24 protein-coding genes are annotated in these 23,501 nt (G+C 42.1%); 6 read left to right on the top strand and 18 right to left on the bottom strand.

Features of this window, described 5'->3' with window-relative positions:
• The first annotated feature begins 16 nt into the window (after positions 1–16).
• On the top strand, positions 17–841 hold the full coding sequence (gene dapD, locus Q4591_RS10735; RefSeq protein WP_076542908.1) for a 2,3,4,5-tetrahydropyridine-2,6-dicarboxylate N-succinyltransferase: 825 nt from the start codon (positions 17–19) through the stop codon (positions 839–841).
• 79 nt (positions 842–920) lie between these two features.
• Here the strand turns inward: dapD and Q4591_RS10730 are convergent, their stop codons facing one another.
• The 5 genes from Q4591_RS10730 to Q4591_RS10710 form a co-directional block, all read right to left on the bottom strand.
• Positions 921–1,418, bottom strand: a complete 498-nt coding sequence (locus Q4591_RS10730; RefSeq protein ID WP_102531436.1) for a GNAT family N-acetyltransferase — start codon at positions 1,416–1,418, stop codon at positions 921–923.
• A 140-nt stretch (positions 1,419–1,558) separates the two neighbouring features.
• Positions 1,559–2,134 carry a CBS domain-containing protein gene (locus Q4591_RS10725; protein ID WP_102439654.1) on the bottom strand — a complete coding sequence of 192 codons (576 nt, stop codon included), beginning with the start codon at positions 2,132–2,134 and terminating at the stop codon, positions 1,559–1,561.
• 268 nt (positions 2,135–2,402) lie between these two features.
• A complete protein-coding gene (locus Q4591_RS10720) occupies positions 2,403–2,939 on the bottom strand; it encodes a YaeQ family protein (RefSeq protein WP_102439655.1) in 537 nt (178 codons plus the stop codon).
• 129 nt (positions 2,940–3,068) lie between these two features.
• Positions 3,069–3,995 (bottom strand): bifunctional precorrin-2 dehydrogenase/sirohydrochlorin ferrochelatase, encoded by a 927-nt coding sequence (locus tag Q4591_RS10715; RefSeq protein ID WP_102476178.1) that lies wholly within the window; start codon positions 3,993–3,995, stop codon positions 3,069–3,071.
• Positions 3,996–4,120: 125 nt separating this feature from the next.
• The gene (locus tag Q4591_RS10710; protein ID WP_102439657.1) at positions 4,121–4,438 is read right to left on the bottom strand and encodes a DUF2007 domain-containing protein; all 318 of its coding nucleotides are present in this window, start codon (positions 4,436–4,438) and stop codon (positions 4,121–4,123) included.
• 129 nt (positions 4,439–4,567) lie between these two features.
• Here Q4591_RS10710 and Q4591_RS10705 point away from each other — a divergent pair, with 129 nt between their 5' ends.
• Together Q4591_RS10705 and Q4591_RS10700 are read left to right on the top strand one after the other, a co-directional pair.
• Positions 4,568–4,966, top strand: a complete 399-nt coding sequence (locus tag Q4591_RS10705) for a DUF3224 domain-containing protein (RefSeq protein WP_102439658.1) — start codon at positions 4,568–4,570, stop codon at positions 4,964–4,966.
• The gene (locus Q4591_RS10700) at positions 4,963–5,214 is read left to right on the top strand and encodes a hypothetical protein (RefSeq protein ID WP_303461028.1); all 252 of its coding nucleotides are present in this window, start codon (positions 4,963–4,965) and stop codon (positions 5,212–5,214) included. The genes Q4591_RS10705 and Q4591_RS10700 overlap by 4 nt, the downstream gene beginning before the upstream one ends.
• 67 nt (positions 5,215–5,281) lie before the next feature.
• Here the strand turns inward: Q4591_RS10700 and secF are convergent, their stop codons facing one another.
• The 6 genes from secF to Q4591_RS10670 form a co-directional block, all read right to left on the bottom strand.
• Positions 5,282–6,229, bottom strand: coding sequence for a protein translocase subunit SecF (gene secF, locus Q4591_RS10695; protein ID WP_076542916.1), 948 nt, complete (start codon positions 6,227–6,229; stop codon positions 5,282–5,284).
• Positions 6,230–6,239: 10 nt separating this feature from the next.
• On the bottom strand, positions 6,240–8,093 hold the full coding sequence (gene secD, locus Q4591_RS10690; RefSeq protein WP_102439660.1) for a protein translocase subunit SecD: 1,854 nt from the start codon (positions 8,091–8,093) through the stop codon (positions 6,240–6,242).
• Positions 8,094–8,110: 17 nt separating this feature from the next.
• Positions 8,111–8,443 (bottom strand): preprotein translocase subunit YajC, encoded by a 333-nt coding sequence (yajC, locus tag Q4591_RS10685; protein ID WP_076542918.1) that lies wholly within the window; start codon positions 8,441–8,443, stop codon positions 8,111–8,113.
• A gap of 37 nt (positions 8,444–8,480) precedes the next feature.
• Positions 8,481–9,599, bottom strand: a complete 1,119-nt coding sequence (tgt, locus tag Q4591_RS10680; RefSeq protein ID WP_102439661.1) for a tRNA guanosine(34) transglycosylase Tgt — start codon at positions 9,597–9,599, stop codon at positions 8,481–8,483.
• Positions 9,600–9,744: 145 nt separating this feature from the next.
• A complete protein-coding gene (queA, locus tag Q4591_RS10675) occupies positions 9,745–10,785 on the bottom strand; it encodes a tRNA preQ1(34) S-adenosylmethionine ribosyltransferase-isomerase QueA (RefSeq protein ID WP_102476181.1) in 1,041 nt (346 codons plus the stop codon).
• A gap of 183 nt (positions 10,786–10,968) precedes the next feature.
• Complete coding sequence (locus Q4591_RS10670) at positions 10,969–11,166, bottom strand: hypothetical protein (RefSeq protein WP_102476182.1); 198 nt, start codon at positions 11,164–11,166, stop codon at positions 10,969–10,971.
• Between the two features lie 184 nt (positions 11,167–11,350).
• Here Q4591_RS10670 and Q4591_RS10665 point away from each other — a divergent pair, with 184 nt between their 5' ends.
• Together Q4591_RS10665 and Q4591_RS10660 are read left to right on the top strand one after the other, a co-directional pair.
• Positions 11,351–11,947: an ACP phosphodiesterase gene (locus Q4591_RS10665; RefSeq protein WP_102439664.1), complete on the top strand. Its 597-nt coding sequence runs from the start codon at positions 11,351–11,353 to the stop codon at positions 11,945–11,947.
• A gap of 124 nt (positions 11,948–12,071) precedes the next feature.
• Positions 12,072–12,728, top strand: a complete 657-nt coding sequence (locus Q4591_RS10660) for an RluA family pseudouridine synthase (RefSeq protein ID WP_102439665.1) — start codon at positions 12,072–12,074, stop codon at positions 12,726–12,728.
• 107 nt (positions 12,729–12,835) lie between these two features.
• Here Q4591_RS10660 and sstT read toward each other — a convergent pair whose 3' ends face one another.
• The 7 genes from sstT to Q4591_RS10625 all read right to left on the bottom strand — a co-directional run bounded on the left by sstT (position 12,836) and on the right by Q4591_RS10625 (position 21,152).
• Positions 12,836–14,059, bottom strand: coding sequence for a serine/threonine transporter SstT (sstT, locus tag Q4591_RS10655; protein ID WP_102439666.1), 1,224 nt, complete (start codon positions 14,057–14,059; stop codon positions 12,836–12,838).
• Positions 14,060–14,308: 249 nt separating this feature from the next.
• Positions 14,309–15,187, bottom strand: a complete 879-nt coding sequence (locus Q4591_RS10650) for a chemotaxis protein CheV (protein ID WP_102519082.1) — start codon at positions 15,185–15,187, stop codon at positions 14,309–14,311.
• 113 nt (positions 15,188–15,300) lie between these two features.
• Positions 15,301–16,932: a phospholipase D family protein gene (locus tag Q4591_RS10645; RefSeq protein WP_102519084.1), complete on the bottom strand. Its 1,632-nt coding sequence runs from the start codon at positions 16,930–16,932 to the stop codon at positions 15,301–15,303.
• A gap of 134 nt (positions 16,933–17,066) precedes the next feature.
• Entirely contained in the window at positions 17,067–17,537 is a 471-nt protein-coding gene (locus Q4591_RS10640; protein ID WP_102439669.1) for a dual specificity protein phosphatase family protein, read from the bottom strand.
• 60 nt (positions 17,538–17,597) lie between these two features.
• Positions 17,598–18,860: a DEAD/DEAH box helicase gene (locus Q4591_RS10635; RefSeq protein ID WP_241900950.1), complete on the bottom strand. Its 1,263-nt coding sequence runs from the start codon at positions 18,858–18,860 to the stop codon at positions 17,598–17,600.
• 227 nt (positions 18,861–19,087) lie between these two features.
• Complete coding sequence (locus tag Q4591_RS10630; protein WP_102439671.1) at positions 19,088–19,603, bottom strand: methylated-DNA--[protein]-cysteine S-methyltransferase; 516 nt, start codon at positions 19,601–19,603, stop codon at positions 19,088–19,090.
• Complete coding sequence (locus tag Q4591_RS10625) at positions 19,593–21,152, bottom strand: Ada metal-binding domain-containing protein (RefSeq protein WP_102439672.1); 1,560 nt, start codon at positions 21,150–21,152, stop codon at positions 19,593–19,595. Before Q4591_RS10625 ends, Q4591_RS10630 begins: the two co-directional genes overlap by 11 nt.
• Positions 21,153–21,386: 234 nt before the next feature.
• Between Q4591_RS10625 and Q4591_RS10620 the strand changes: the two genes are divergently transcribed.
• Entirely contained in the window at positions 21,387–23,216 is a 1,830-nt protein-coding gene (locus Q4591_RS10620; protein ID WP_102439673.1) for an ABC transporter ATP-binding protein, read from the top strand.
• Positions 23,217–23,501: the final 285 nt, after the last annotated feature.

Here is a 23,501-nt window from a genome sequence, read left to right as displayed (position 1 = left end):
TAATCGGGAGAAAGTAATGGAGGCATTACGCCAACGCATAGAAGCTGCATTTGAGGCTCGTCAGGACATCACACCTAGCACGGTAGAGCCAAGTGTTCGTGCAGATATCGAAACTGTTATTAGCATGCTAGACAAAGGTCAGGCTCGCGTAGCAGAAAAGATTGATGGCGAATGGCATGTACACCAGTGGTTAAAGAAAGCGGTACTGCTTTCTTTCCGTATCTTTGATAATCAAGTTATCGACGGTGGTGATACCAAGTACTTTGATAAAGTGCCGCAGAAGTTTGCTGACTACACAGCTGAACGTTTCAAAGAAGAAGCAATTCGTGTTGTACCACCTGCAACGGTTCGTAAAGGCTCATTTATCGGTAAAAATACCGTATTAATGCCTTCTTATGTCAACCTAGGTGCATTCGTTGACGAAGGTACTATGGTCGATACATGGGCGACTGTGGGTTCTTGTGCACAAATTGGTAAGAACGTACATTTATCTGGCGGAGTGGGCATTGGTGGCGTTCTAGAGCCACTACAAGCAGGTCCTACTATCATTGAAGATAACTGTTTCATTGGCGCGCGCAGCGAAATCGTTGAAGGCGTAGTTGTTGAAGAAGGCAGTGTTATTTCAATGGGCGTATACATAGGCCAAAGCACACGTATTTTTGACCGTGAAACAGGTGAAGTACATTACGGGCGTGTACCTGCAGGCTCTGTTGTTGTTTCTGGTAACTTACCTTCTAAGTGCGGCACTTACAGCTTATATGCTGCTATTATCGTTAAAAAGGTTGATGCGAAAACGCGCGGAAAAGTGGGTATTAACGAATTACTGCGTATCGTAGATTAATCGTTAGTCACCCAATTAACAGGGCTTCTATTGAAGCCCTTTTTAATGGGTAAAATCTGCCAACTGATGATTAATTAGCTCATTTAATGATTAATTTTTCCATTGGTATACAAGCAAGTTTAAGGCCTCTTGGGGAATGGTAAATTGAATGCTTGTCACCTTTAAAACCACAAGCGCGATAAAAATCAGCTGCATTTAAAGAAGCATCCAATATTAATTTTTTACAGCCTGCTTCAATTGCGACGGTTTCGAGTTGTTGTAACATCGCCCTGCCGACACCTAGACCAAAAGTACTGGGGTGCACAAACATCCCATCGACCATGCCAGTAGCAACAGCGAAACTTTTGCCGGCATCATGGTTAACGTCAATCATGCCAACACCTACCACTGCATCATTGACCACAGCAACATAGCCATGCTCCGAAAATGCATCGACAAATGTTATTGGCAGCTCACCATCCGTCCAAGCTACCAGCATTGCGTCATCATAATGCCCTTTGCATTGGCTTAGTATTGCTTGGTTTCGAATATCAAATGCCACTGTGGCATCATGGCGCTGTGCTTTTCTGATCTGCATCCTTGCTCCGTGTAAATATCATGCTTAATCATTACACATTATTGTTTTACTGATATAAAAACAACACATCAAGCTTGATAAATTGACCTTGATAAATTGACCTTGATTAATTGACCTTGATTAATCGACGTTAAGTGCGGTTAACTCGCGGCTTTCAGTTTTTCGACATTATCGGCAATCTCCATAAAGCTGGGATTTAAATTCACATCAATGGGGAGTTTTAAGGTTCGTACAATATCATTAGCCGAAATTAAGCCACGAATAACGTGGGCTCGCTCGTCAACTACTAAACAGTGCTGATGCTGGGAATGCTTCAACGTTTCAATGACATCAATAATTCGCGCTTTAACCAGTTCCACATAATCAATGGCTTTTAGCTTATTTTTTGGCAACATAAAGTCACTCAATAAAAGTTGATCTCGCGAAAAACCTGCGGCGACCTGCTTAAGCATTTCTTGGCTATGAAGCATTTGTAAACTCACCAGCCCCATAAAATGCCCTTGTTGATCAATGACAATTTTTAACCTGACATGGGATTGTTTCATTAAATGTTCAACGTCTACCGCAGCGGTATTCATTTCAATTACAAAAGGTTTTAGCTGGCTAAAATCAGTAAACACCGCAGCGGCGGCTGAATAAATATTGATATGCTCAGACACTTCAGGGCGGGCAAGCTCATCGACTTTGTCAACTGAATATAAATTTAGTGTTTTCATTAAAAACTTCCTTTTTTGACAAAACAACCGATATTTCTGGGTGTTATCGAGTCTAATTGAGGGAAGTTATCAAGCTTATTACAATTAAAGCTTCTAAATTATAATCACTTGCAATGACTTCATAGTTTAATTTGCCACTATCAGGTTTTGGCATAGGCAAACTTGATAGTGGTATACGACGGCTTAATTTAGACAGGTTAACCTGTAAATTATAGTGCAAAATGTATAATTTAAAGGTTTAAAACAATTATAAGCTCTTTGGTTGACCTTACTTTAAACGCTCAGGTTGAACCATCAGGCTATTGGCTTCATCAGACAACCAAATTTCGCCATCAGTAATACTCACCTGCAATTTCATGTTGCGGTTAACAAACACTTCCATTGCTGCAACACTTTCTTCAGCTATATTAAATACACTTAAGTTTTTATAGCGTTGCAGTGCTTGTTCATTTTGCTTCCACCAAATAGGCACACTGCGACCACTGTAGGTGATTAACTGAACCTGCTTTGACCGACCACAAGCTTTACGCAGCCACTTCTCATCAGCTTGGCCAAATTCAATCCATAAATTGATTTCATCAGATAAGCTTTTTTCCCATAGCTCAGGTTCATCTTCAACACACAGCCCTTTGCTAAATTGCAGCGAGTCCGACGCATTCATAATAAACGCTAAAATTCTCACCATCATGCGGCTATCCGTTTCAGAAGGATGCTGGGCAATGGTAAGTTGATGATCGGCATAGTAATGTCTATCCATATCAGCGATTTGAATTGTTGCTTTATAGACGGTAGCTTTAGGCGCCATGGGAGTTCCATACAAATAAAAAAACCGAGTCTAACCTGTTTAGCACAAGTATGAAACTCGGTTTAGAATATGTTTTTAGCTCAGTCAATTTACCATTAAGCTAGGCAGTAAATATCCCCACAAAAATGGCTATAAAGCCCCAGGTTGAAGATGCTTCGCCATGGGGAAATGTGCTTTAAATTTTTTTAACTTTTCAGTGTCTAGCACCAATAGCATGCGCTCGCCATGGTGATATTTTGCTGCAATTTCACTGAAATTAGGGACAGCTTCGCGGCTAGCATCACGTCTTATAAGTTCATTAATATCGGTACTAACGCCATTTTCAGTCAGCGGACTGTCCCGATAAATTACTTCAATTTTCTGCAATAATGGCATAGCGGCAATAGGCAATAAGGCCGCGTTATCGTTTTCATCTAACAATAATATTTCGCCATCGGCAGCTAAACTGCTAAATGCATCTTGATAATGAGCTTCTGTCACACTATCAAAACGATCACTGTTTAGTTTAAAGAATCGCTCCCAAAATAAACGTCTATCTTTACCAGAACTGATTTTTTGCTGCACTTCAGTGCGCTTTGACGCAACAAAATCAAATAGAGGGCTCAATGACTGGGGCAATAGCGTTTCAAGTCGGGAACGAATAGTGCGAGCAAACACTGGCGCGGCGCCAGCGGTACTGATGGCAACGACTAAGCGACCTCTGTCGACGATGGAAGGTGTTATAAAGCGGCAAAAACTGGGATTATCAACCACATTGACCCAAATGCCTTTTTGGGTGGCTAAAACGGCATAGTCTTTATTGAGTTGTTCATTGGCTGTGGCCATGTAGATCACATCATAATCAGCAATATCAGCTGCTTCAATAACGCGCCTATGTAATCGAATTCGCCCTTTTTGATGATAGCTTTGAATTTCTTGAGCGATATCCGGGGCAATAACAGTAATGTCAGCTTCGGTGCGTGACAGCAAATCAAGCTTTCTAGTGGCCACTTCTCCGGCACCAACAACTAGTACCTGTAAATTTTTGGTATCCACAAATAATGGAAAATACTGCATCGAACACTCGCAAAATAATTAAGATAATCAACTATAACCAGTTAATAGTGCCATTGTCATCGTCTTATTTAGTATCAATAATAATGATTCAATCTTAAGACTTTTACAGCGGTAAAAGGTCAATGTTAGTTGTGGGTGGTACTTTGTGGCGAGCTGCATTGCCAGCACAGTTCAAAACTGCCTTCATTCATCTCATGACATTGAAGGCATTGCCATTGCGGACAGTCCATATTATGAGACTCTAACAGCGTTTTAGCTTGCTCGAGTTGATTTTGACAAACCCAGATATCCACAGTTTGCATTTCAGTGGGTAACTCACCAACACCACCGAGTAAAGCTTCACCGGTCAATTCTACCAATATGCCATTTGTTTCAAGCAGCCCTTTCCAAGTATGCGCTTGGAGTAAATTACCGCCCGTTAAGAGTACTTTTCTATTGTCCATTATTATTCCTACTGCATTGCTCTGATGGCAAATTTTTAATCATCGTACTTGTAAATGGTTCTTGCTGTCGAGCATTGATTAAACTTTATACTCATTATATGCTCTTGATAGCCTTTAAAGGAGAATCATATGAATCTGCAAATATCCGGTGTATTTCAAATTACAAATTGGGATGAAGCCACAGATATAGAACACCCTGATGGTGCTAAGCAAACCTCAGCAAGTATTAGCCAAATGTACTCAGGCGATCTTGAAGGTGTCAGCCAGCCCAAATATATCATGTGTTATACCGCAGATGGCAAAGCAGTGTTTTGTGGTTTTGAAAACGTGGAAGTCAGCATTAATGGCAAGTCCGGCAGCTTTGTATTGCAACACAATGGTAAGTTTGAAAGTGGTGTCGCCAGCAGTGACTTCATTATCGTGCCAAATTCTGGCCAAGGCGAGTTGATTAACATTGCTGGTAAAGGCGCATTTACTTCTGGTGAAAAAGGCCAAGCTGAGTACCAAATGGAATTAAGCCAAATATGATGGGGTTTTCTATTAGCCGCTTACACTCTTCGGTTGGCATAATTAAAGCTACTGGGCAGTGGGATGCTGACACTGTTTCAGGCACTAAATTTACTCAGTTAGAACAAATGTCCACTGATGGCTGGGTTGCATTGGATATTCATCACCCGACTAACAGCCAGTTCATTGCATCCATTAAAGCTGAAGTTTATAGGCACTTGTTATCCCAGCAAGTTATCCCTGCAAGCAGCTTAAACATCAGTATTTAAATTTAAGAAATACATTCCAATAAAAAAGCCACTCGATTGAGTGGCTTTTTTGTGTTGCGGCTTAAGATTAAGGCATCATTGAAGGTTGATCAGCACCTTCTTTCTCAATCTCAACTGGCATCATATGCTCGCGACAAATACCCAATTTAATGGCTAAGTAACTTGCCACGTAAATAGATGAGTAAGTACCAACAAAAATACCACACAGTAGCGCCGTTGCGAAACCATGGATCATGCTACCGCCCTTAAGGAATAGCGCAATCACCACCACTAAGGTAGTACCTGTAGTAATAATAGTACGGCTCATTGTCTGCGTGATAGACGTATTAACCACTTCATCAGGACCGCCTTTACGCATCTTCAAGAAGTTCTCGCGGATACGGTCATAGACTACGATGGTATCGTTCAACGAGTAACCCACTACCGTAAGCAAACCTGCTAATACCGTTAAATCAAACTCTAATTGTAAAATAGAGAAAATGCCTAAGGTGACGATGACATCGTGAGCAAGTGCGGCAACAGAGCCCATTGCTAAACGCCATTCGAAGCGGAATGATACGTAAATGAGAATACAAATTAACGCCACAATCACGGCTAAGCCGCCTTGCTCTGCTAACTCTTTCCCCACTTGAGGGCCAACAAATTCAACACGCTTTTGAATAACGTTGGCATCAATAACTTGAGCACCGTGCACAATCGCAGCGACTTGATCATCACTTTTTAGATCATCACGAACAGGTAAACGTACTAAGATATCTCGGCTTGAACCGAAATTTTGCACTACTGCTCCGTCAGCGCCATCAGTACTGTATTCAGCACGTAGCTCTAATAAGTCTACTGGTTTTGAAAACTCTAACTCAACAACCGTACCACCAGTAAAATCAAGACCCCAGTTGATGCCTTTTGTGCCTAATGACACAAAAGAAGCCACCACCAAAATCATTGATAAAACACTGATTGGCATTGCATGTTTTAGAAAGTTGATCGTTTTCTTTACTGAAAATATTTGTAACATGGTCAACTCCTTAAATTGATAGTTTCTTAACGCGTTTACCACCCCACATGAGATTCACGATAACGCGCGTTCCCACGATAGAAGTAAACATTGACGTTGCAATACCAATCATCAGAGTAATTGCGAAACCTTTAACCGCGCCCGTACCCACAGCAAATAAAATTAATGCCGTCATAAAGGTGGTAATGTTTGCATCAGCAATGGTTGAAAATGCATTGGCGTAACCTTCATGAATCGCTTGTTGAACACTGCGTCCAGCAAGTAACTCTTCACGGATACGTTCGTAAATCAGCACGTTACCATCTACTGCCATACCAACGGTCAATACCATACCGGCAATACCAGGCAGGGTTAATACGGCACCTGGGATCATTGACATCACGCCAACAACCATCACTAAGTTAGCGGTAAGTGCTAAGTTTGCGATAACACCAAATGCACGGTAATAGATAAGCATAAAGACTAAAACAACTGCCAAGCCCCAAATCATTGCTTGGATACCATTTTCAACATTTTGTGCACCAAGGCTTGGACCAATAGTACGTTCTTCTACAATCGTCACTGGCGCAATAAGCGCACCTGCACGAAGTAATAACGCTAAGCTTTGTGCTTCAGAATGATCAAGACCGTTAATAACGAAATTTCGGCCTAGACGAGCTTGAATGGTAGCAACTGAAATAACTTCTTCAATTTTAGTCATTTTCACTGAGCCATCAGGATTGCGAATACCGCTATCCTTATACTCAATAAATAAAGTCGCCATTGGGTTACCAATGTTGTCTTTAGTGACGTTAGAGAAGATGTTGCCACCTTTAGCATCTAAGTTAATCGATACTTGTGGGCGACTATATTCATCAAAAGAAGGTTGGGCACCGGTAATATGATCACCAGTTAACATCACTTCTTTTTTCAGCACCGCAATGCCACCTGAACGACGAGGAAATACCTCTGAGGTCGCAGGTACGCGGCCATTTGCTGCTGCGCTTTGATCAGTGTTTTGATCAACCATGCGAAATTCAATTGATGCTGTAGCACCTAAAATTTCTTTTGCACGCGCAGTGTCTTGTACACCTGGCAGTTCAACAATAATACGTTCAGCGCCTTGACGCTGTACTACCGGCTCAGCAACACCCAGTTCGTTAACACGATTACGAATAGTCGTCATGTTTTGCTGTAGTGCTTCTTCCTTAATTTGACTAAGGTAGCTATCACTCATGGTGGCATACAGGGCAAAGTTTTCACCGCTGCTACCATCATTAAATACCATTTCATTATTATTGCGAGACTTTAAGAAGCGTTCTGCTTTGGCTAAGTTTTCAGCATCACGGAATTTAATCTCAAGGCCTTTTGCAGTTTTACGAACACCTGCGTAACGAATTTTCTCTTCACGCAATTGGCTTCTAAAATCAGCAATTTTGGCTTCTTCCATCTTACGAATAGCTTCGCCCATATCCACTTCCATTAAGAAGTGAACACCGCCGCGTAAATCCAAACCAAACTTCATTGGTGATCCACCAAGAGCTTCAAGCCACTCAGGTGTCGCCGGCGCTAGGTTTAATGCAACGGTATATTTATCACCTAATGAATCAGCAATGGCTTCTTTAGCAAGCAATTGCTGCTCAGAATTTTGAACACGGACAAGTAATTGCCCATCTTCGAGCTCAGAGCGCTTTACCGCAATGCCTTTACTTTCAAGTAATCCGTTTACTGTCGATAGAGTTGAAGTTGTCACTTCTGCACCACGAGTCGCTACGACTTGTACTGCATGATCCTCACCAAATAGGTTTGGAGTTGCGTAAAAAGCACCAATGGCGATGACTAGCATCACCATGATGTTCTTCCACATTGGGTATTTATTTAACACACCTGAGCCCTCTTGGCTTACAACGACTGGATAGAGCCTTTTGGCAATACCGCTGCAATATAGTCCTTTTTAATGGTGATCTGACTGGTTTCATTAATGCTTAATAAAACATAATCACTATCATCGCTGATTTTAGCAATCTTGCCTAAAATGCCACCGCTTGTAAGCACTTCATCACCTTTACTTAATGCAGACATTAAGTTTTTGTGCTCTTTTACACGCTTAGACTGCGGACGGAAGATCATGAAGTAGAAGATCAAGCCAAAAATAACTAGCATGAAAATCAGTTCCATGGTGCCGCCACCTTGAGGAGCGCCTGCTGCGTTTGCGTATGCATTTGAAATTAACATATTACTCTCTTCTTATTTTCTAAAAAAAATCAGTCAACTATAGTTCTGGTACTTCACGACCCAGTTTGGTGTAAAACTCTGTCACGAAGGCGTCTAATGTACCTGTCTGAATTGCGCCACGCAAACCTTCCATCAACATTTGATAGTAACGTAGGTTGTGAATGGTGTTTAAACGCGCACCTAAGATCTCATTGCAGCGATCTAAGTGATATAAATACGCGCGGGTGTAGTTTTTACAGGTATAACAATCACAATTTTCATCAAGGGTAGAAGTATCATCGCGATGACGAGCATTACGAATTTTAATCACGCCTTCAGAAGTAAATAAGTGACCATTACGTGCGTTACGGGTTGGCATAACACAATCAAACATATCCACACCACGACGGACGCCTTCAACTAAATCTTCTGGCTTACCAACGCCCATTAAGTAGCGAGGCTTATCTTCAGGGATCTGAGGACAAACATGCTCTAAAATACGGTGCATATCTTCTTTGGGCTCTCCAACAGCTAAACCACCTACGGCGTAGCCATCAAATCCGATTTCAGTTAAGCCCTTAATACTTTCATCACGCAAATCTTCGTACACACCGCCTTGGATAATACCGAATAACGAGTTCGGATTTTCTAAACGGTTAAATTCGTCACGTGAACGCTGTGCCCAACGTAATGACATTTGCATCGACTTACGCGCTTCATCATGTGTTGCAGGATATGGCGTACATTCGTCAAAAATCATCACCACATCGCTGCCTAATGAGTCTTGAATTTGCATCGACTTTTCAGGGTCTAAGAAAATCTTCTCACCATTGATAGGCGAACGGAAATGCACCCCTTCTTCAGTGATTTTACGAATATCACCCAAGCTAAATACCTGGAACCCGCCAGAGTCAGTCAAAATTGGACGCTGCCAATTCATAAAATCATGAAGATCGCCATGCTTACGCATGATTTCTTCACCTGGGCGAAGCCATAAATGGAAGGTGTTACCTAACAGAATATCAGCGCCTGTGGCTCTAACTTCTTCAGGCGTCATCCCTTTCACAGTACCGTAAGTACCTACTGGCATAAATGCTGGAGTTTCAACGGTGCCGCGCTCAAAAATCAGACGACCACGACGTGCGCGACCATCAGTTGTATCTAATTCAAATTTCATAAATCACCTTGCCAGATAAACAGTCTGACTCGCTGTTGTTTCATTAAGACATGAGGGCAAATGTTGCAACTTCAAGTGAGGCTACAAAATAAACCCAAAAAAATACCCACCTCTGTGGGCGGGTATTTTAGATCAAAATCAATCGTTACGGGGCTTTTTTCGTTAAAAACATGGCATCGCCATAGCTAAAAAAGCGGTATTTGTGCTCAATCGCATGCTGATAAGCCTTCATCACATTTTCATAACCCGAAAATGCGCTGATTAACATAATCAAGGTTGACTCTGGTAAATGAAAATTAGTCACCATGGCATCAATAACTTTGAACTGATATCCTGGATAAATAAAAATATCGGTATCGCCTTTAAATTCCGTCAACGGGTCATCACCACAGGCTTTCGCAGCGCTTTCTAATGAACGCACTGATGTAGTGCCTACAGCAACAACGCGTTTGCCCGCCGCTTTAGTTTGAGCAATTAAGTCGACAACCTCTTGGCTAACTTCAGCCCACTCAGAATGCATCACATGTTCATCGATGGTATCCACTCGCACTGGCTGAAAAGTACCCGCGCCTACATGCAAGGTTACAAAAGCGATATTAACGCCTTTGTTTTTTAGCGCCTCAAGCATGGCATCATCAAAGTGCAAACCTGCTGTAGGTGCTGCCACAGCGCCGGGGGTTTGGTTATAAACCGTTTGATAGCGCTCTTTATCAGCATCCTCATCGGGACGATCGATATACGGCGGCAAAGGCATATGACCAACTTCTTCAAGTACTTCTAAAATGGTTTTATCATCTTCAAGGGCTAACTCAAATAAAGCGTCATGACGGGCTAGCATTTTCATTTTGTAGCCACCGTCAACAATAATCATAGAGTCAACTTTAGGAGACTTAGAGCAACGAACATGGGCAAGAATACGCTTATCATCAAGCATTCTCTCCACCAACATTTCCAATTTACCACCGCTTGCTTTTTGACCAAACAAACGTGCTGGAATAACACGGGTATTATTAAATACCATCAAGTCACCGCTATTCACTTTCGACAGGACATCGGTAAATTGCTTATCGGCCAACTCACCTGAATTGCCATCTAAGGTCAATAAACGCGAAGCATTTCGCTCAGCCATTGGATATCGAGCAATAAGCTCATCTGGTAATTCAAAAGAAAAGTCTGCTACGCGCATTTTCGATACTCTTTTATAGACAATAAAAACCGCGCTAGTCTAGGACTAGTAACTGCTAATATCAAGCAAAGGGTATGAAATAGTGATCGATTAATGCACGCCAGCGGCTAATGGCTAACGCCAACATTAAAATCAGTTGGGGATCTGGCTTAAGCGCGGCGTTTAAAAAACCACGAAATAGGGTTATTTTGAATTCGCTGATTGTACATTTGCTAAATTATCATCAACTTCAGATACTGATGAAAACAAATTTTTATCGGCAGAATTACATAAACTGTCAGGTTTAAAAGAATGGCTTTCAATCTTGAGGTCTATGTCAACTTTTTTACGTTTTTTAGCAGACTGCTGCCTTAATACTGATTTTATCCAGTTTTTCATCATCCATGATCCCTACAGCCCAAATTTCAACAGGCATAAAATATCTTCCATAAGTACAAATTGTAAATAATAGCCATGACTTTTAAAGAGAAATCTATATGATGAATCTTACAGTCAGTTGTTACTATATTTCCAATTTTGTTGTTTAGTATCATACTGTAAATTTTCAAAAATAAAAGTACAAAATATGAACTTTCTAGCGCACCTACATTTAGCTGATATTAGCGACAGCCACTTAGCAGCCAATCTTGCTGGAGACTTTGCCAAGGGCGATATAAAACACTTCCCAAAGCATTTGCAACAAGGTTTATGGCTACATCGACAAATCGATCAAATTACTGACAGCCATGAATTAATCACCGATTTAATCAAATTATTTCCAAAAAGTTCACGCCGTGTGGCGCCAATTTTAATTGATTTAGTGTTTGATCATTACCTTGCTTTCTACTGGGATGAGTATCATCAGCAATCGTTATCTGAGTTTACTCAAAAGGCATACCATAGCCTGCAACATACCGCCGAACTGCCGGAAAAGCTGCAATTGATCATCCCAAAAGTCATCGAACAAGATTGGTTAATGAGCTACCAAACAAGAGCTGGGCTAAACAAAGCAATTGAAGGTGTGAGTCAACGTATTTCAAAACCTGAGCTTTTTAAGACGGCCATCAGCGACGTTGACAAGTTATATGTTGAAATTGAGATTGCTTTTCGTACTTTCTATCCACAGTTAATGGCCTATAGCCGTATCTATAGCCGTAAGACACCTGAACAATACCTGCCATAACTGATTTGCCGCAATCAAATAGCCGATTAATTGAGGCTATTTTACTTTAGCGGTTGATATCCATTACTGCAGCGCCGTTTATTTGCTAAAATAGTCACCTATTTTTGTAAACCGATGCGACTAAATGCAAATTTTTGACTACCAACCACCTAGTATTCCATGGCTTGATATCCGTTATAAAGACCGAGATATCATTGTTATTAATAAACCTGCCGGCTTATTAGCAAATCCTGGCAAAGCTGCCAATACCCATGATTGTGCTATTACTCGTTTACAAAAACTCTACCCTGAAGCCATTTTGGTACATCGCTTAGACTGCGACACCTCTGGCATCATGGTATTTGCCCGCAATAAAAAAGCCGAGTCTCATCTTAAAACTCAGTTTCAAGATAGAAAAACCAAGAAAGTTTATATCGCTGAAGTAGATGGTGTTATGGGCGCTGACAGTGGCACGATTGATTTATCGTTAGCTGGCGACAAAGAAAACCCACCATTTCAAGTGGTATCAGATCAAGGTAAATCAGCGATTACTCACTATGAAGTCATCGAGCGTTTTGCAAATCATACCTTGGTTAAGTTGATGCCAGAAACAGGCCGTACTCATCAGTTACGTGTTCATATGCTAGCACTTAACCATGTGATACTTGGTGATAACTTTTACGGTGATGACATTACAGCTAAAGCCAAAAAGCGCCTTAGCTTGCATGCGCAAATGCTGACAATTATTCACCCGTACACTCAAAAGCAACGCACTTTTTTTAGCAAACACCCTTTTTGCTAAAAACAATTTAACTGGCGCTAAAATAAGTATGCAGATACAAAAAAACCGACAAGTTGTCGGTTTTTTATTATCTCACATTAGAGGTTGAAGCTTTTTAAGCTTAACCCTTAACCGTTTGCTTTATTCTCAGCCGCTTCACAAGCTGCAGCGGTGAATACCACATCCGTTGAGCTATTTAGCGCAGTTTCCGCAGAATCTTGAATAACGCCAATAATAAAGCCTACAGCAACAACTTGCATCGCCACATCATTAGAGATCCCAAACAAGCTACACGCAAGCGGAATAAGCAGTAATGAGCCACCAGCAACGCCTGAAGCGCCACATGCCGATACTGCAGCAACCACACTTAATAACACTGCTGTTAAGAAGTCAACTTGAATACCTAAGGTATGAGCAGCTGCAAGAGTCAGTACGGTAATAGTAATTGCCGCGCCGCCCATATTAATGGTTGCGCCTAATGGGATTGACACTGAGTAAGTATCTTTATGCAGCTTTAACTCTTCACATAAAGCCATATTCACTGGAATGTTGGCAGCACTTGAACGGGTGAAAAACGCCGTTACGCCACTTTCACGTAAACACTTAAACACTAATGGATAAGGGTTACGTTTGATTTTTACGTAAACCATAATCGGGTTAACCACTAAAGCAATAAAGGCCATAGCGCCTACCAATACTGCAAGTAATTGCGCATAGCCTGCTAATGCATCAAAGCCTGTTGCCGCAATGGTGCCCGACACTAAGCCAAAGATACCAATAGGCGCAAAGCGGATCACAAAGCGTACGATTGCGGTTACGCCATCGCTTAAGTCTGAAATAACTTTCTTTGTCGACTCATTGGCGTGGTGTAAAGCAATACCTAAACCAATACTCCAGGCTAAAATACCAATATAGTTACCGGTAAGCAGTGCATTCACTGGATTATCAACAATTTTAAATAACAAGGTATTTAACACTTCTGCGATACCTTGAGGAGGATTAGTCCCCTCAACGCCGCCAACAAGTACTAATGTTGTCGGAAAGGCAAAACTAAACAGTACTGCAGTTAACGCGGCAGCAAATGTGCCCGCTAAATACAAACCAATAATAGGACGCATATTGGTATGGGCATTTTTCTTTTGATTTGCAATTGATGATGCCACCAGTACAAACACTAAGATCGGTGCGACTGCTTTTAATGCTCCAACAAATAAATCACCAAGGAAGGAAACCTGCCCTGCTGCTGAAGTTGAAAATGTGGCGAGAAGAACACCCAGTACAATACCGGCGAGAATTTGTAACACTAAACTGCCATTAGCTAATCGCGCTAACAGTGATGGATTTTGATTCATTGCTTGACCTATATTTTTATATTTATGGCTTTTATTAAGCTCTAATATTTGTGACTTTTTAAAAATCGAATAACGGGATTTTAATAAGCTCTGATAGGTATATATCGGATGGGATGGCTAAAGTCTAGTTTCGCTGCAAAATGATGCACTAATATTACCGTACATTCCCAAACAAACCACATTTAGCCAACATGTGATGAAATTTAGCGCGTTTCATTATTGGCAAATTATTGTATTAGATGAAAATTGTTATTTTGCCCCTCGGAGAATAGCATCAATTAATTCATGGGCATCAAATTTTGTTAAGGCTTCATCGGCGCCAACTTGTTTAGCCTGGCTGACACTAATTTCACTGGATAAAGAGGTATGTAAAATAATATAGGCATTGGCAAGTTGCGGGTTATTTTTGACTTCAAATGCAAGCTCATAACCATCAAGTCCTGGCATTTCAATATCACTCACTAACAAATCTATAGGTTTTTGGTTATCTGCAGCCCGCTGCATGATCTGTAGTGCATCATGGCCATCTGCGGTGACAGAATAAGGGATATTGATAGAATCGAGTGCATCTGAAAGTTGCTTTCGAGCGACTTTAGAATCATCCACTAATAAGATATTCAGTGGCTTTAATTTCTCTCGTTGAATATCTGTCAAAATAGCTCGGTTAGCGGCGGGATCATAGGGGAATAATTTTGCCATTAATAACTCGACATCCAACAATTGCACTAATTTGCCATCAAGGCGAGCAACCCCAGTAAGAAAAACCTGATGGCCTAAGTTCGCTGCCGGCGCCTCAATATCTCGCCAGTTACACTCAATTATTTTGTCAATTCCTCTAACCAAAAAGCCTATCACCATTCGCTGGCAATCAGTGATGATAATATTGCATTTATCATAGTCGCTTGGATCTATCGGCTTAAAACCAATCGATGCAGCCATATCAATCACCGCAATGGTTTTACTGCGTATGGTTGCTGCACCTAATATTGACGGATGGGATTTCGGAATAACCGACAAACGCGTGTACGGGACAATTTCGCGAACTTTTAAGGTGCCCAAAGCAAACTGCTGAGTATGGGAAAGGTGAAACAGTAACAATCCTTGTGACTGGCTTGCTTTACTTTTCATAATATTGCCGATTAAAACTGATTATTTAAAGTTAACCACAGCCTTTTCGTCATATCAAATTCAAATCTGAATTTCGGGGGTTAAGTCGCTAATTTGCTTTATCAATTAGAAAACTACAGCTGGGACTCTATTGGCAACAATGCTAAAAAATCAGCTAAAAACTTACGCCAAAAGCCAGCACCGGGCTCTGCATAAATAATTTTATGATGCTGATGGTCAAGCCACACCAGCTCGCCATTTTTTAACACCACTTCATAAGCTTTATCATTTGCTGACAGCGCAAGCCCTGCAAGGATCTCTTTAGCCAGCATCTCATTATCAATAATTAAGCCCATTTCGGTGTTGATCAGTGCTGAGCGGGGATCAAAATTAAACGAACCAACAAAGAGTGTTTGCTCATCAATAATAAAGGTTTTGGCATGTAAACTCGTGCGACTGCTACCTTTCCAACTGGTTTTTTTAGATTTTTGGCCCTTGGCATTGCCTTTTACTTCATAAATCTTAACCCCGCCTTCAATGAGTTTTTGGCGGTACTGCTGATACCCTGCATGAACCGCTAATACATCCGTTGCAGCTAAACTGTTAGTCACTATGGTGACCTCTTTACCCCGTTTTACTTCATTGATTAATGCATGGGTTGCCGCATCGCCTGGGACAAAGTAAGGCGAGACAATCAGTAATTGATGCTGCGCTTGCTCAAAAAAATAACTTAAGTCATCTAATAAAATGCTGTCATTAGGGTTTCTTTCAAGTTTATTTGGCGGATCATACACCACTTGGGCTTCGCCCCAATACCACTGTAACCCTTGATTTTGCAGGCGATCTAATAAGGTATTTTTTTCTAAACGAGTAACATATTCATCGGTCATTAAGCTCTTCTCAAGAATGCTTGCTCTGGCATCCAGTTTCGCTAGCACGTTATCTTGCTCAGGATTTGTATTATTGCCTTGATATGGCTCAGCGGCCTTTACCAATTGCTCAATGCTATTAACTTGGGCCGAGTTCCAATAAGTATCAAATTGGGTTGATACCTTATCAACAGCGTCGCCAATGGCCAGTAAATCAAAATCACCAAAATCGACATTCTCATCTGCTGAAAAGTATTCAGCGCCAATATTTCTCCCCCCAACCACTGTCACTAAATTATCAATGGTCAGTGATTTGTTATGCATACGATGATTGAGGCGGCTAAAGTTCCATAAAAATGCCAGTCCACGATACTGACGTTCATAGGATGGATTAAACAAACGCACTGAAATATTAGGGTGAGTTGCAATGGCCATTAAGCCATCGTCGCCATTTGCTGTGGTTAAATCATCCAGCAACACCCTAACTCGCACCCCGCGCTGAGCGGCTTTATAGAGAAATAAACTGAGGATTTTCCCGGTTTCATCATTGCGATAAATGTAGTATTGCAAGTCGATGCTTTCAGTGGCTGCTTCAATCATGGCTAAACGAGCAATAAAAGCATCAATGCCATCACTAAGGGGGTTAACTCCCGTTAAACTTAACTCTGCTTGAGTATCATCATTGCTTTGGCTGCTAGTTTGAGAGTACTGAAGTGAAGAGTACTGAGGTGAGGACTGCTGCAGTTGAGATTGAATGTATTGTGCTAAAGGAGAGTCAGTGACAGGCGCGAGTTTATACTGCTGAGAAAGAGGCTTGAATTCAGCGCGATTGGCGCAGCCAATGAGAGTTAAACACAATACACAACAAACGAATATGACAGAATTGTTTTTGGGCATTGATGGCTTCCTTTCAATTTGACTCAGGTTTTACTGGGGCTCTATTATCAGGCAGCCTTTTACACTATGGTTTAAGCGTATTGCTAACATGACCGCTATCATAAGCCGTCACAGATGCGCTGTATAACTATGGTTTAATCTTGCAGCGCATACAAGACATCAAATACAAATTGATCCCAACCTTCAGCGCTAAAAGCAATGTCTCTTACACTGCGCACTTGACTCACAGCATGGACTGGCGCTGCGCCATTATCCATTAAGTAATACGCCATCATGATGCCCGTGCGGTCTTTACCGGAGCGGCAATGGATAAGTACCGCAATATTTTGCGCTTCACACTCTCTGATAAAGGCCAACGCTGTTGGCATTTGCGCAACGCAAATAGCCTCATCACCCTCTTGCGGTGGGATATTATTTGAAAAAGGAGTGCAGCAATATTTTAGCCCTAACGCTTCTATGGCGGCAGCTGCGACCTCGTCACCATCATTGACCGATAAAATAGCGCCAATACCTGCCGCTTTTAATTCCGCTAAATCCCAAGGGTGTTTATTAGGGCCACTGCGACCTGCAATGACCCCCTCTACTAACCAAAATAACTGCTTCATAAAAACGTTAATACTCTTGTTAACTATGAAATGGGGCGTTCACTCGGGACTAAGGCTGAATTAGTCTTGTTCAGGTTTTTTAATATGAGCCCAAAAATCGACATTGACTTCGGCTTTCTTTTTACGCTTTTTCTTACCTGTGCCTTCAGGTTTTGCCATTGGCTTATCAAGCTCTAACAAGTCATCAGGCATTTGCTCATCGGCTTCAAAGCCAGCAACTTGCTCACGCTCTAAACGCAGGGCATTTTTTTTCTCAATCACTTTAAAATGATGGTAATCCGCATGGGCTAATAATGATATCGCTAAACCAACTTCACCGGCACGACCACTTCTGCCAATACGATGCATGTAATCAGCAGGACTTCTTGGTAAATCGAAATTGATAACCACTGGGAGCTTATCAATGTCTAAACCACGTGCGGCGATATCGGTGGCAATTAATACCTCAATCTCACCTGACTTAAATCCATCTAGCACACGATTACGGGCGCCTTGGGCTTTGTCGCCATGGAAAACTTCAGCGCTAATACCCCGTTTTGATAGTTTTTCTGCCAAGTGCTTACAGCTATTTTTAGCATTAACGAAAATCAATGCTTGGCGCCATTTATGCTCTTTGATCAAATGGGCTAATAATGCGGTTTTACTTTCACGGTTTACGGTAAATGCCCGTTGCACTAAGGTGCTTTCTTCGGCGCTTTGCAACTGAATGTCTACTGGCTCAACCAGTAAACTCGCCGTAAGGGTGCGAACTTCCTCTGGGAAAGTTGCTGAAAACAACAGTTTTTGCTTTTTCTCAGGCATTAATTTTAATATTGAAGCCAGCTCGTCAGTAAAACCAAGGCTTAACATACGATCGGCTTCATCAAGCACTAAGGTTTTTACCTTATCAAGCTTAATGGCGTTACTTGAGATTAAATCTAATAATCGCCCAGGAGTTGCCACAAGTACATCTGCGCCGCCGCGAAGGGCCAGCATTTGAGTATTCACTGACACGCCGCCAAACACGGCAACGGTTTTAATGGCGCCATTAAAATGCACCGCATAGGATTTAACGCTATCGGCGACTTGCTTTGCAAGCTCGCGGGTCGGCACTAAAATCAACGCTGAAACAAAGTTACCTTTATTTTTTGACGCCCCAGCAGACTGACTTAACTGCTGCAAAATCGGTAAAGCGAATGCTGCGGTTTTACCAGAGCCAGTATTAGCACCAGCCAGTAAATCTTTACCCGCTAATACGTGAGGAATGGCCTGCGCTTGGATCGGCGTTGGAGTGAGGTACTCAAGTTCAGTTAACCGCGCTAATAATGGCGAGATTAAGCCCATTTCGGTGAAACTAACGGTATTAGTTTCAGATTGCGTCGCTAAAAGGGTGTCAGCATTTAGGCTCGTTTGGGTATCATCTTTGCGATCAGTAGCAGAGGTCATTAATTTCAAGTGCTCAAAATAAGGTATAGCCAGCTATTTTAGCGTATTTATGCCGCTTAAGTTAGCGAAATAGATCAAGCAATGATGAATTACTGCTCATAGATGATGAAACAAGCCGCATTCGATTAATCAGCTGATTCTAATGACAACAAAGCTTGTTTCATTTTAAGGCCATAGGCATAACCGGTTAAGGTACCATTTTTACCAATCACTCGATGACACGGCACGATTATCGCTATGGGATTAGCACCATTGGCAGCGCCCACCGCCCTAACTGCTTTAGGTCGATTAATTTTATTGGCGATATCGCCATAACTGCATACCTGCCCAAACGGCAGCTCTCGCAGCGCTTGCCAAACCTCATGCTGAAACACAGTACCAGTGGCTGCAAGCGTGACGTCAAATTCACTGCGCTTACCGGCAAAATATTCATTAAGTTCTGTGATGGCTTGCTGCACATGTTTTTGAGCTTGCTCAATTGAGTCAGCACTTGCATCGATAATATCGCCACTATCGACAGCGTCAGCCTCACTGACCACTTGCAAATGGGTAAGGCCTAATTCTGAGGCTCGCAGCTTCAAGTAACCCACAGGGCTTAGCTCAATTTGCAGGTAAATCGGCGGTTGATTATTAACTTTCATTACTATTCCATAATTGAAAAGTGACATAGCTGCCCCATGGGCTGACATCCTTGGCAATCTTGTCGCAAAATTGTCGATAGGCTTTACCGGTAAGCGCTTCTGTCTGCCCATCAACCTTCCCATGCTGGCAGCGCAGAACTTTCAAGCGGTTTTTTATCACTAAATCGCCACTTAAAAAGATATCCGGATCGCCTTGACCGCGCATTTTGGCATAGGCAATAGTCCATGGGCCAATACCTTTAACGCTGAGCCAATCATCAGGGCTTGCGTCTGGGTGCTCAGCGACAAACTGACCTAACAAATTAAGCGCGGCTTTGCGTGATGCTGGCATGTTAAATTCAGTTAAACTTGCCGCTGCTATCGCTTGCGGGGTTGGAAATAAGATAAGCTCACGATCTGAAATTACGAGCTTTTTACCATAACTCCTCACCAAGATATTCAGTAGCTTACTTGCCTGTACCACACTCACTTGCTGACCTAATACTGCCCGGCATCCGGCTTCAAACACCGAGGCTGTGGCAGGGATCCGTAAACCCTCTGTAGGGGTTAACCCCATGTCGACAAGTGACTTAAATGATTGATGGATAACCGCCATATCCGCATCTAAATCCAATAACTTACGCACAAACAGCACCACATGATGTAAATAGTCTAAGTCGTCAGCACGTTCAAATTTCACCGTAAGTGACAATTGGTGTTTATCTTTTAGCGGTAATACATCAATGGTGCCGCTAACCTGCCGATGATTAACATTTAAACAAAAACTGCGGCCATAAGCCTTTGATGCCTCATCAAGCCACTCCATGTTTTCAACGCTTCTTAACTGGTAAAACGACCACTGTTTCGACCAATTAAACGGCGGGCGGTAATCTAATAACAGGCTAATACCGTCAGCTTTGGTAGCAACATTTGCCTTGGCGCTATCACGCCTTAATTGGGATGGGGTCAATTGCAACTGCTCCTTAAAAACTTCATTAAAGCGTCTGATACTATTAAAACCTGCAGCTAATGCCACGTCCGTTATTGGCAAGCTGGTTTGATGTAACAGCTGTTTAGCAAACATCAGTTGTCGATAAATAGCATATTTTTTTGGCGAGGTGCCTAGCTGCTTATTAAAGAGTTGGCTTAAATAGCGGCTACTAATACCCAGCCGTTGTGATAATGATGCAAGTGTTTGACCCTGTTCGCCACTTAAACAACCGCCATCAATCAGGGCTATCGCTCGCTGCAAACTGGTTTGAGTGCCCTTCCATGCATTGGATTGTGGCGCACTATCTGGGCGGCAACGTAAACAAGGCCTAAGCCCCGCCTGAGCAGCTTTAATCGCAGAGTCAAAGTAACGCACGTTTTGCTCTTTAGGTGCCGTCGCAGGGCAAATTGAGCGGCAATAAATCCCTGTGGTTAAAACCCCAGTAAAAAAATGCCCATCAAAACGCGCATCACGGCTTAGCCTTGCTTGACGGCAAACATTAGCAGCTAAACTGCACGCCTGACTGCTGGCTATAGGTGCTAAAGACTTCTCGCTGTTTAGCACTGCTTTAGGAGACATGTTATCGTTACCCGTTTATGTAAGCTGGTTAATAGCAGCTTGAAGATTATTAGCGTCACTTTAGCGAATAATGACGCTAGTCACTAGCGGAAAACGGAACTCAACCACTGACCCCATTTAATGCTAGCCTACAAGTATCGAAACAATCTAACTAACACTTAGCTAACAAGTCAGCACCAAGTTAAGGTATCCTCTGTATATATTGCTGTTCCCGTTTCAAATATTGAGAAATAGATGTTTAAATTCTTTGAATCCCTTACCAACCCATTACCTTCAGAAGAACCCAGCCAAGCCCCAAAAGGCGTTTATGCCTTTTGCCGTCATTACACCCGCGGTTTTGAAAAACACTTAATCATCATGTCAATTTTGACAGCGACTTTGGCGATTTTAGAAGTGTCATTATTTGGCTTTATGGGCAAATTAGTTGACTGGTTAGTCACTAAAAACCCACAGACCTTAATGCAAGATGAAGGTAGCACCTTAATATTGATGTCTGTGGTAGTACTGGTGATTATTCCGTTATTAGTGGCTTTGCATGCGGCTATCGTGCATCAAACCTTGCTGGGTAATTACCCTATGGCCATCAGGTGGCAAGCACATCGATACTTACTAAAACAAAGCGTTTCATTTTATCAGGATGACTTTGCCGGCCGCATTGCCACTAAAGTAATGCAAACCTCATTAGCAGTGCGTGAAACCGTCATGAAACTGTTAGATGTATTGATGTATATCATCATCTATTTCACTTCAATGCTGGTGATGATCGCCAGTGCTGACGTGCGCTTAATGCTGCCAATGCTGGTGTGGCTATTTGCGTATATTGCTATTCAGTGGAAGTTAGTGCCAAAGCTAAAAGCCATTTCAGCCAAGCAAGCAGATGCCCGCTCGACCATGACTGGCAGGATCGTTGATAGTTATACCAATATTTCCACCGTGAAGCTGTTTTCTCATACCAAGCAAGAGGCTGAATACGCCCAAGACAGCATGATGGGCTTTCTTAAAACCGTCTACGGCCAAATGCGCCTTGTGACCATCATTAACGTTTTAGTGCAGATCATAAATTACCTTTTAGCATTTACCATTGCGGCGGTTTCAATTTGGCTTTGGGCAGATAATGCGATTACTGTGGGTGCGATTGCTATTGCTGTTAGCTTAGCACTGCGTTTAAACGGCATGTCTCAATGGATCATGTGGGAAATAAGCTCACTGTTTGAAAATATCGGTACTGTCACTGATGGGATGAATACCTTATCAAAACCCATTGAAATTGAAGATAAACCTGGCGCTAAAGATATTGTTGTTAGCAAAGGTAAAATTGACTTTAACGATGTTAGTTTTCATTACGGCGAAAAATCAGGGGTGATTAGCAATCTGAATTTAAACATTAAAGCCGGTGAAAAGGTCGGTTTAGTAGGTCGTTCTGGCGCTGGTAAATCAACGCTCGTTAACTTGCTAATGCGCTTTCACGATGTTGAAAAAGGTCAAGTGAGTATTGACGATCAACCGATTACCGATGTTACTCAAGATTCGCTGCGGGCTAAAATCGGCATGGTAACTCAAGATACCTCACTACTGCATCGCTCAATTCGAGAAAACATCCTCTATGGCGATCCTAATGCTTCGGAGCAACAGCTTCAAGCAGCCATTGCGCAGGCTCAAGCAGCCGAGTTTATTGATGATTTATCAGATCCCTTTGGTAATACAGGCTTAGATGCACAAGTGGGTGAACGTGGGGTAAAACTCTCTGGCGGTCAACGCCAACGTATTGCAATTGCCCGAGTATTATTGAAAAATGCCCCGATTTTACTACTAGATGAAGCCACTTCAGCATTAGATTCCGAAGTTGAGGCGGCAATTCAGGAAAGTTTATATGAATTAATGGAAGGTAAAACCGTGATTGCCATTGCTCACCGACTATCAACCATCGCGGCTATGGACAGACTAATTGTCATTGATAAAGGCCAGATCGTTGAGCAAGGAACTCACCAAGAGTTGATCAAGTCTGAGGGTATTTATGCCCAACTTTGGTCCCATCAAACTGGCGGCTTTTTAGGCGTTGATTAACATTCCACAATAAATAACACACTTTTATGACGCTCACTTTTGACTTCTATCGAAACTGGGCGTTTTTTATGTCATTAAGCGGCAAGAGTTACTTTATCTGCAGCGGTTAAGCTAAGAAAACACAAGAAATATTAAATAAATTTATAACTGATGAATGAGTGTTCATTGAGAGTAAAATATTATGACTTGAAGAGGATAAATCGAAGAAAATGGTGGTCGATACTGGGCTCGAACCAGTGACCCCCTCCTTGTAAGGGAGGTGCTCTCCCAGCTGAGCTAATCGAC

This window comes from Shewanella sp. 3_MG-2023 (genome assembly GCF_030548765.1).
GTDB lineage: Bacteria > Pseudomonadota > Gammaproteobacteria > Enterobacterales > Shewanellaceae > Shewanella.
This window is presented reverse-complemented; position numbering and strand designations above follow the sequence as displayed.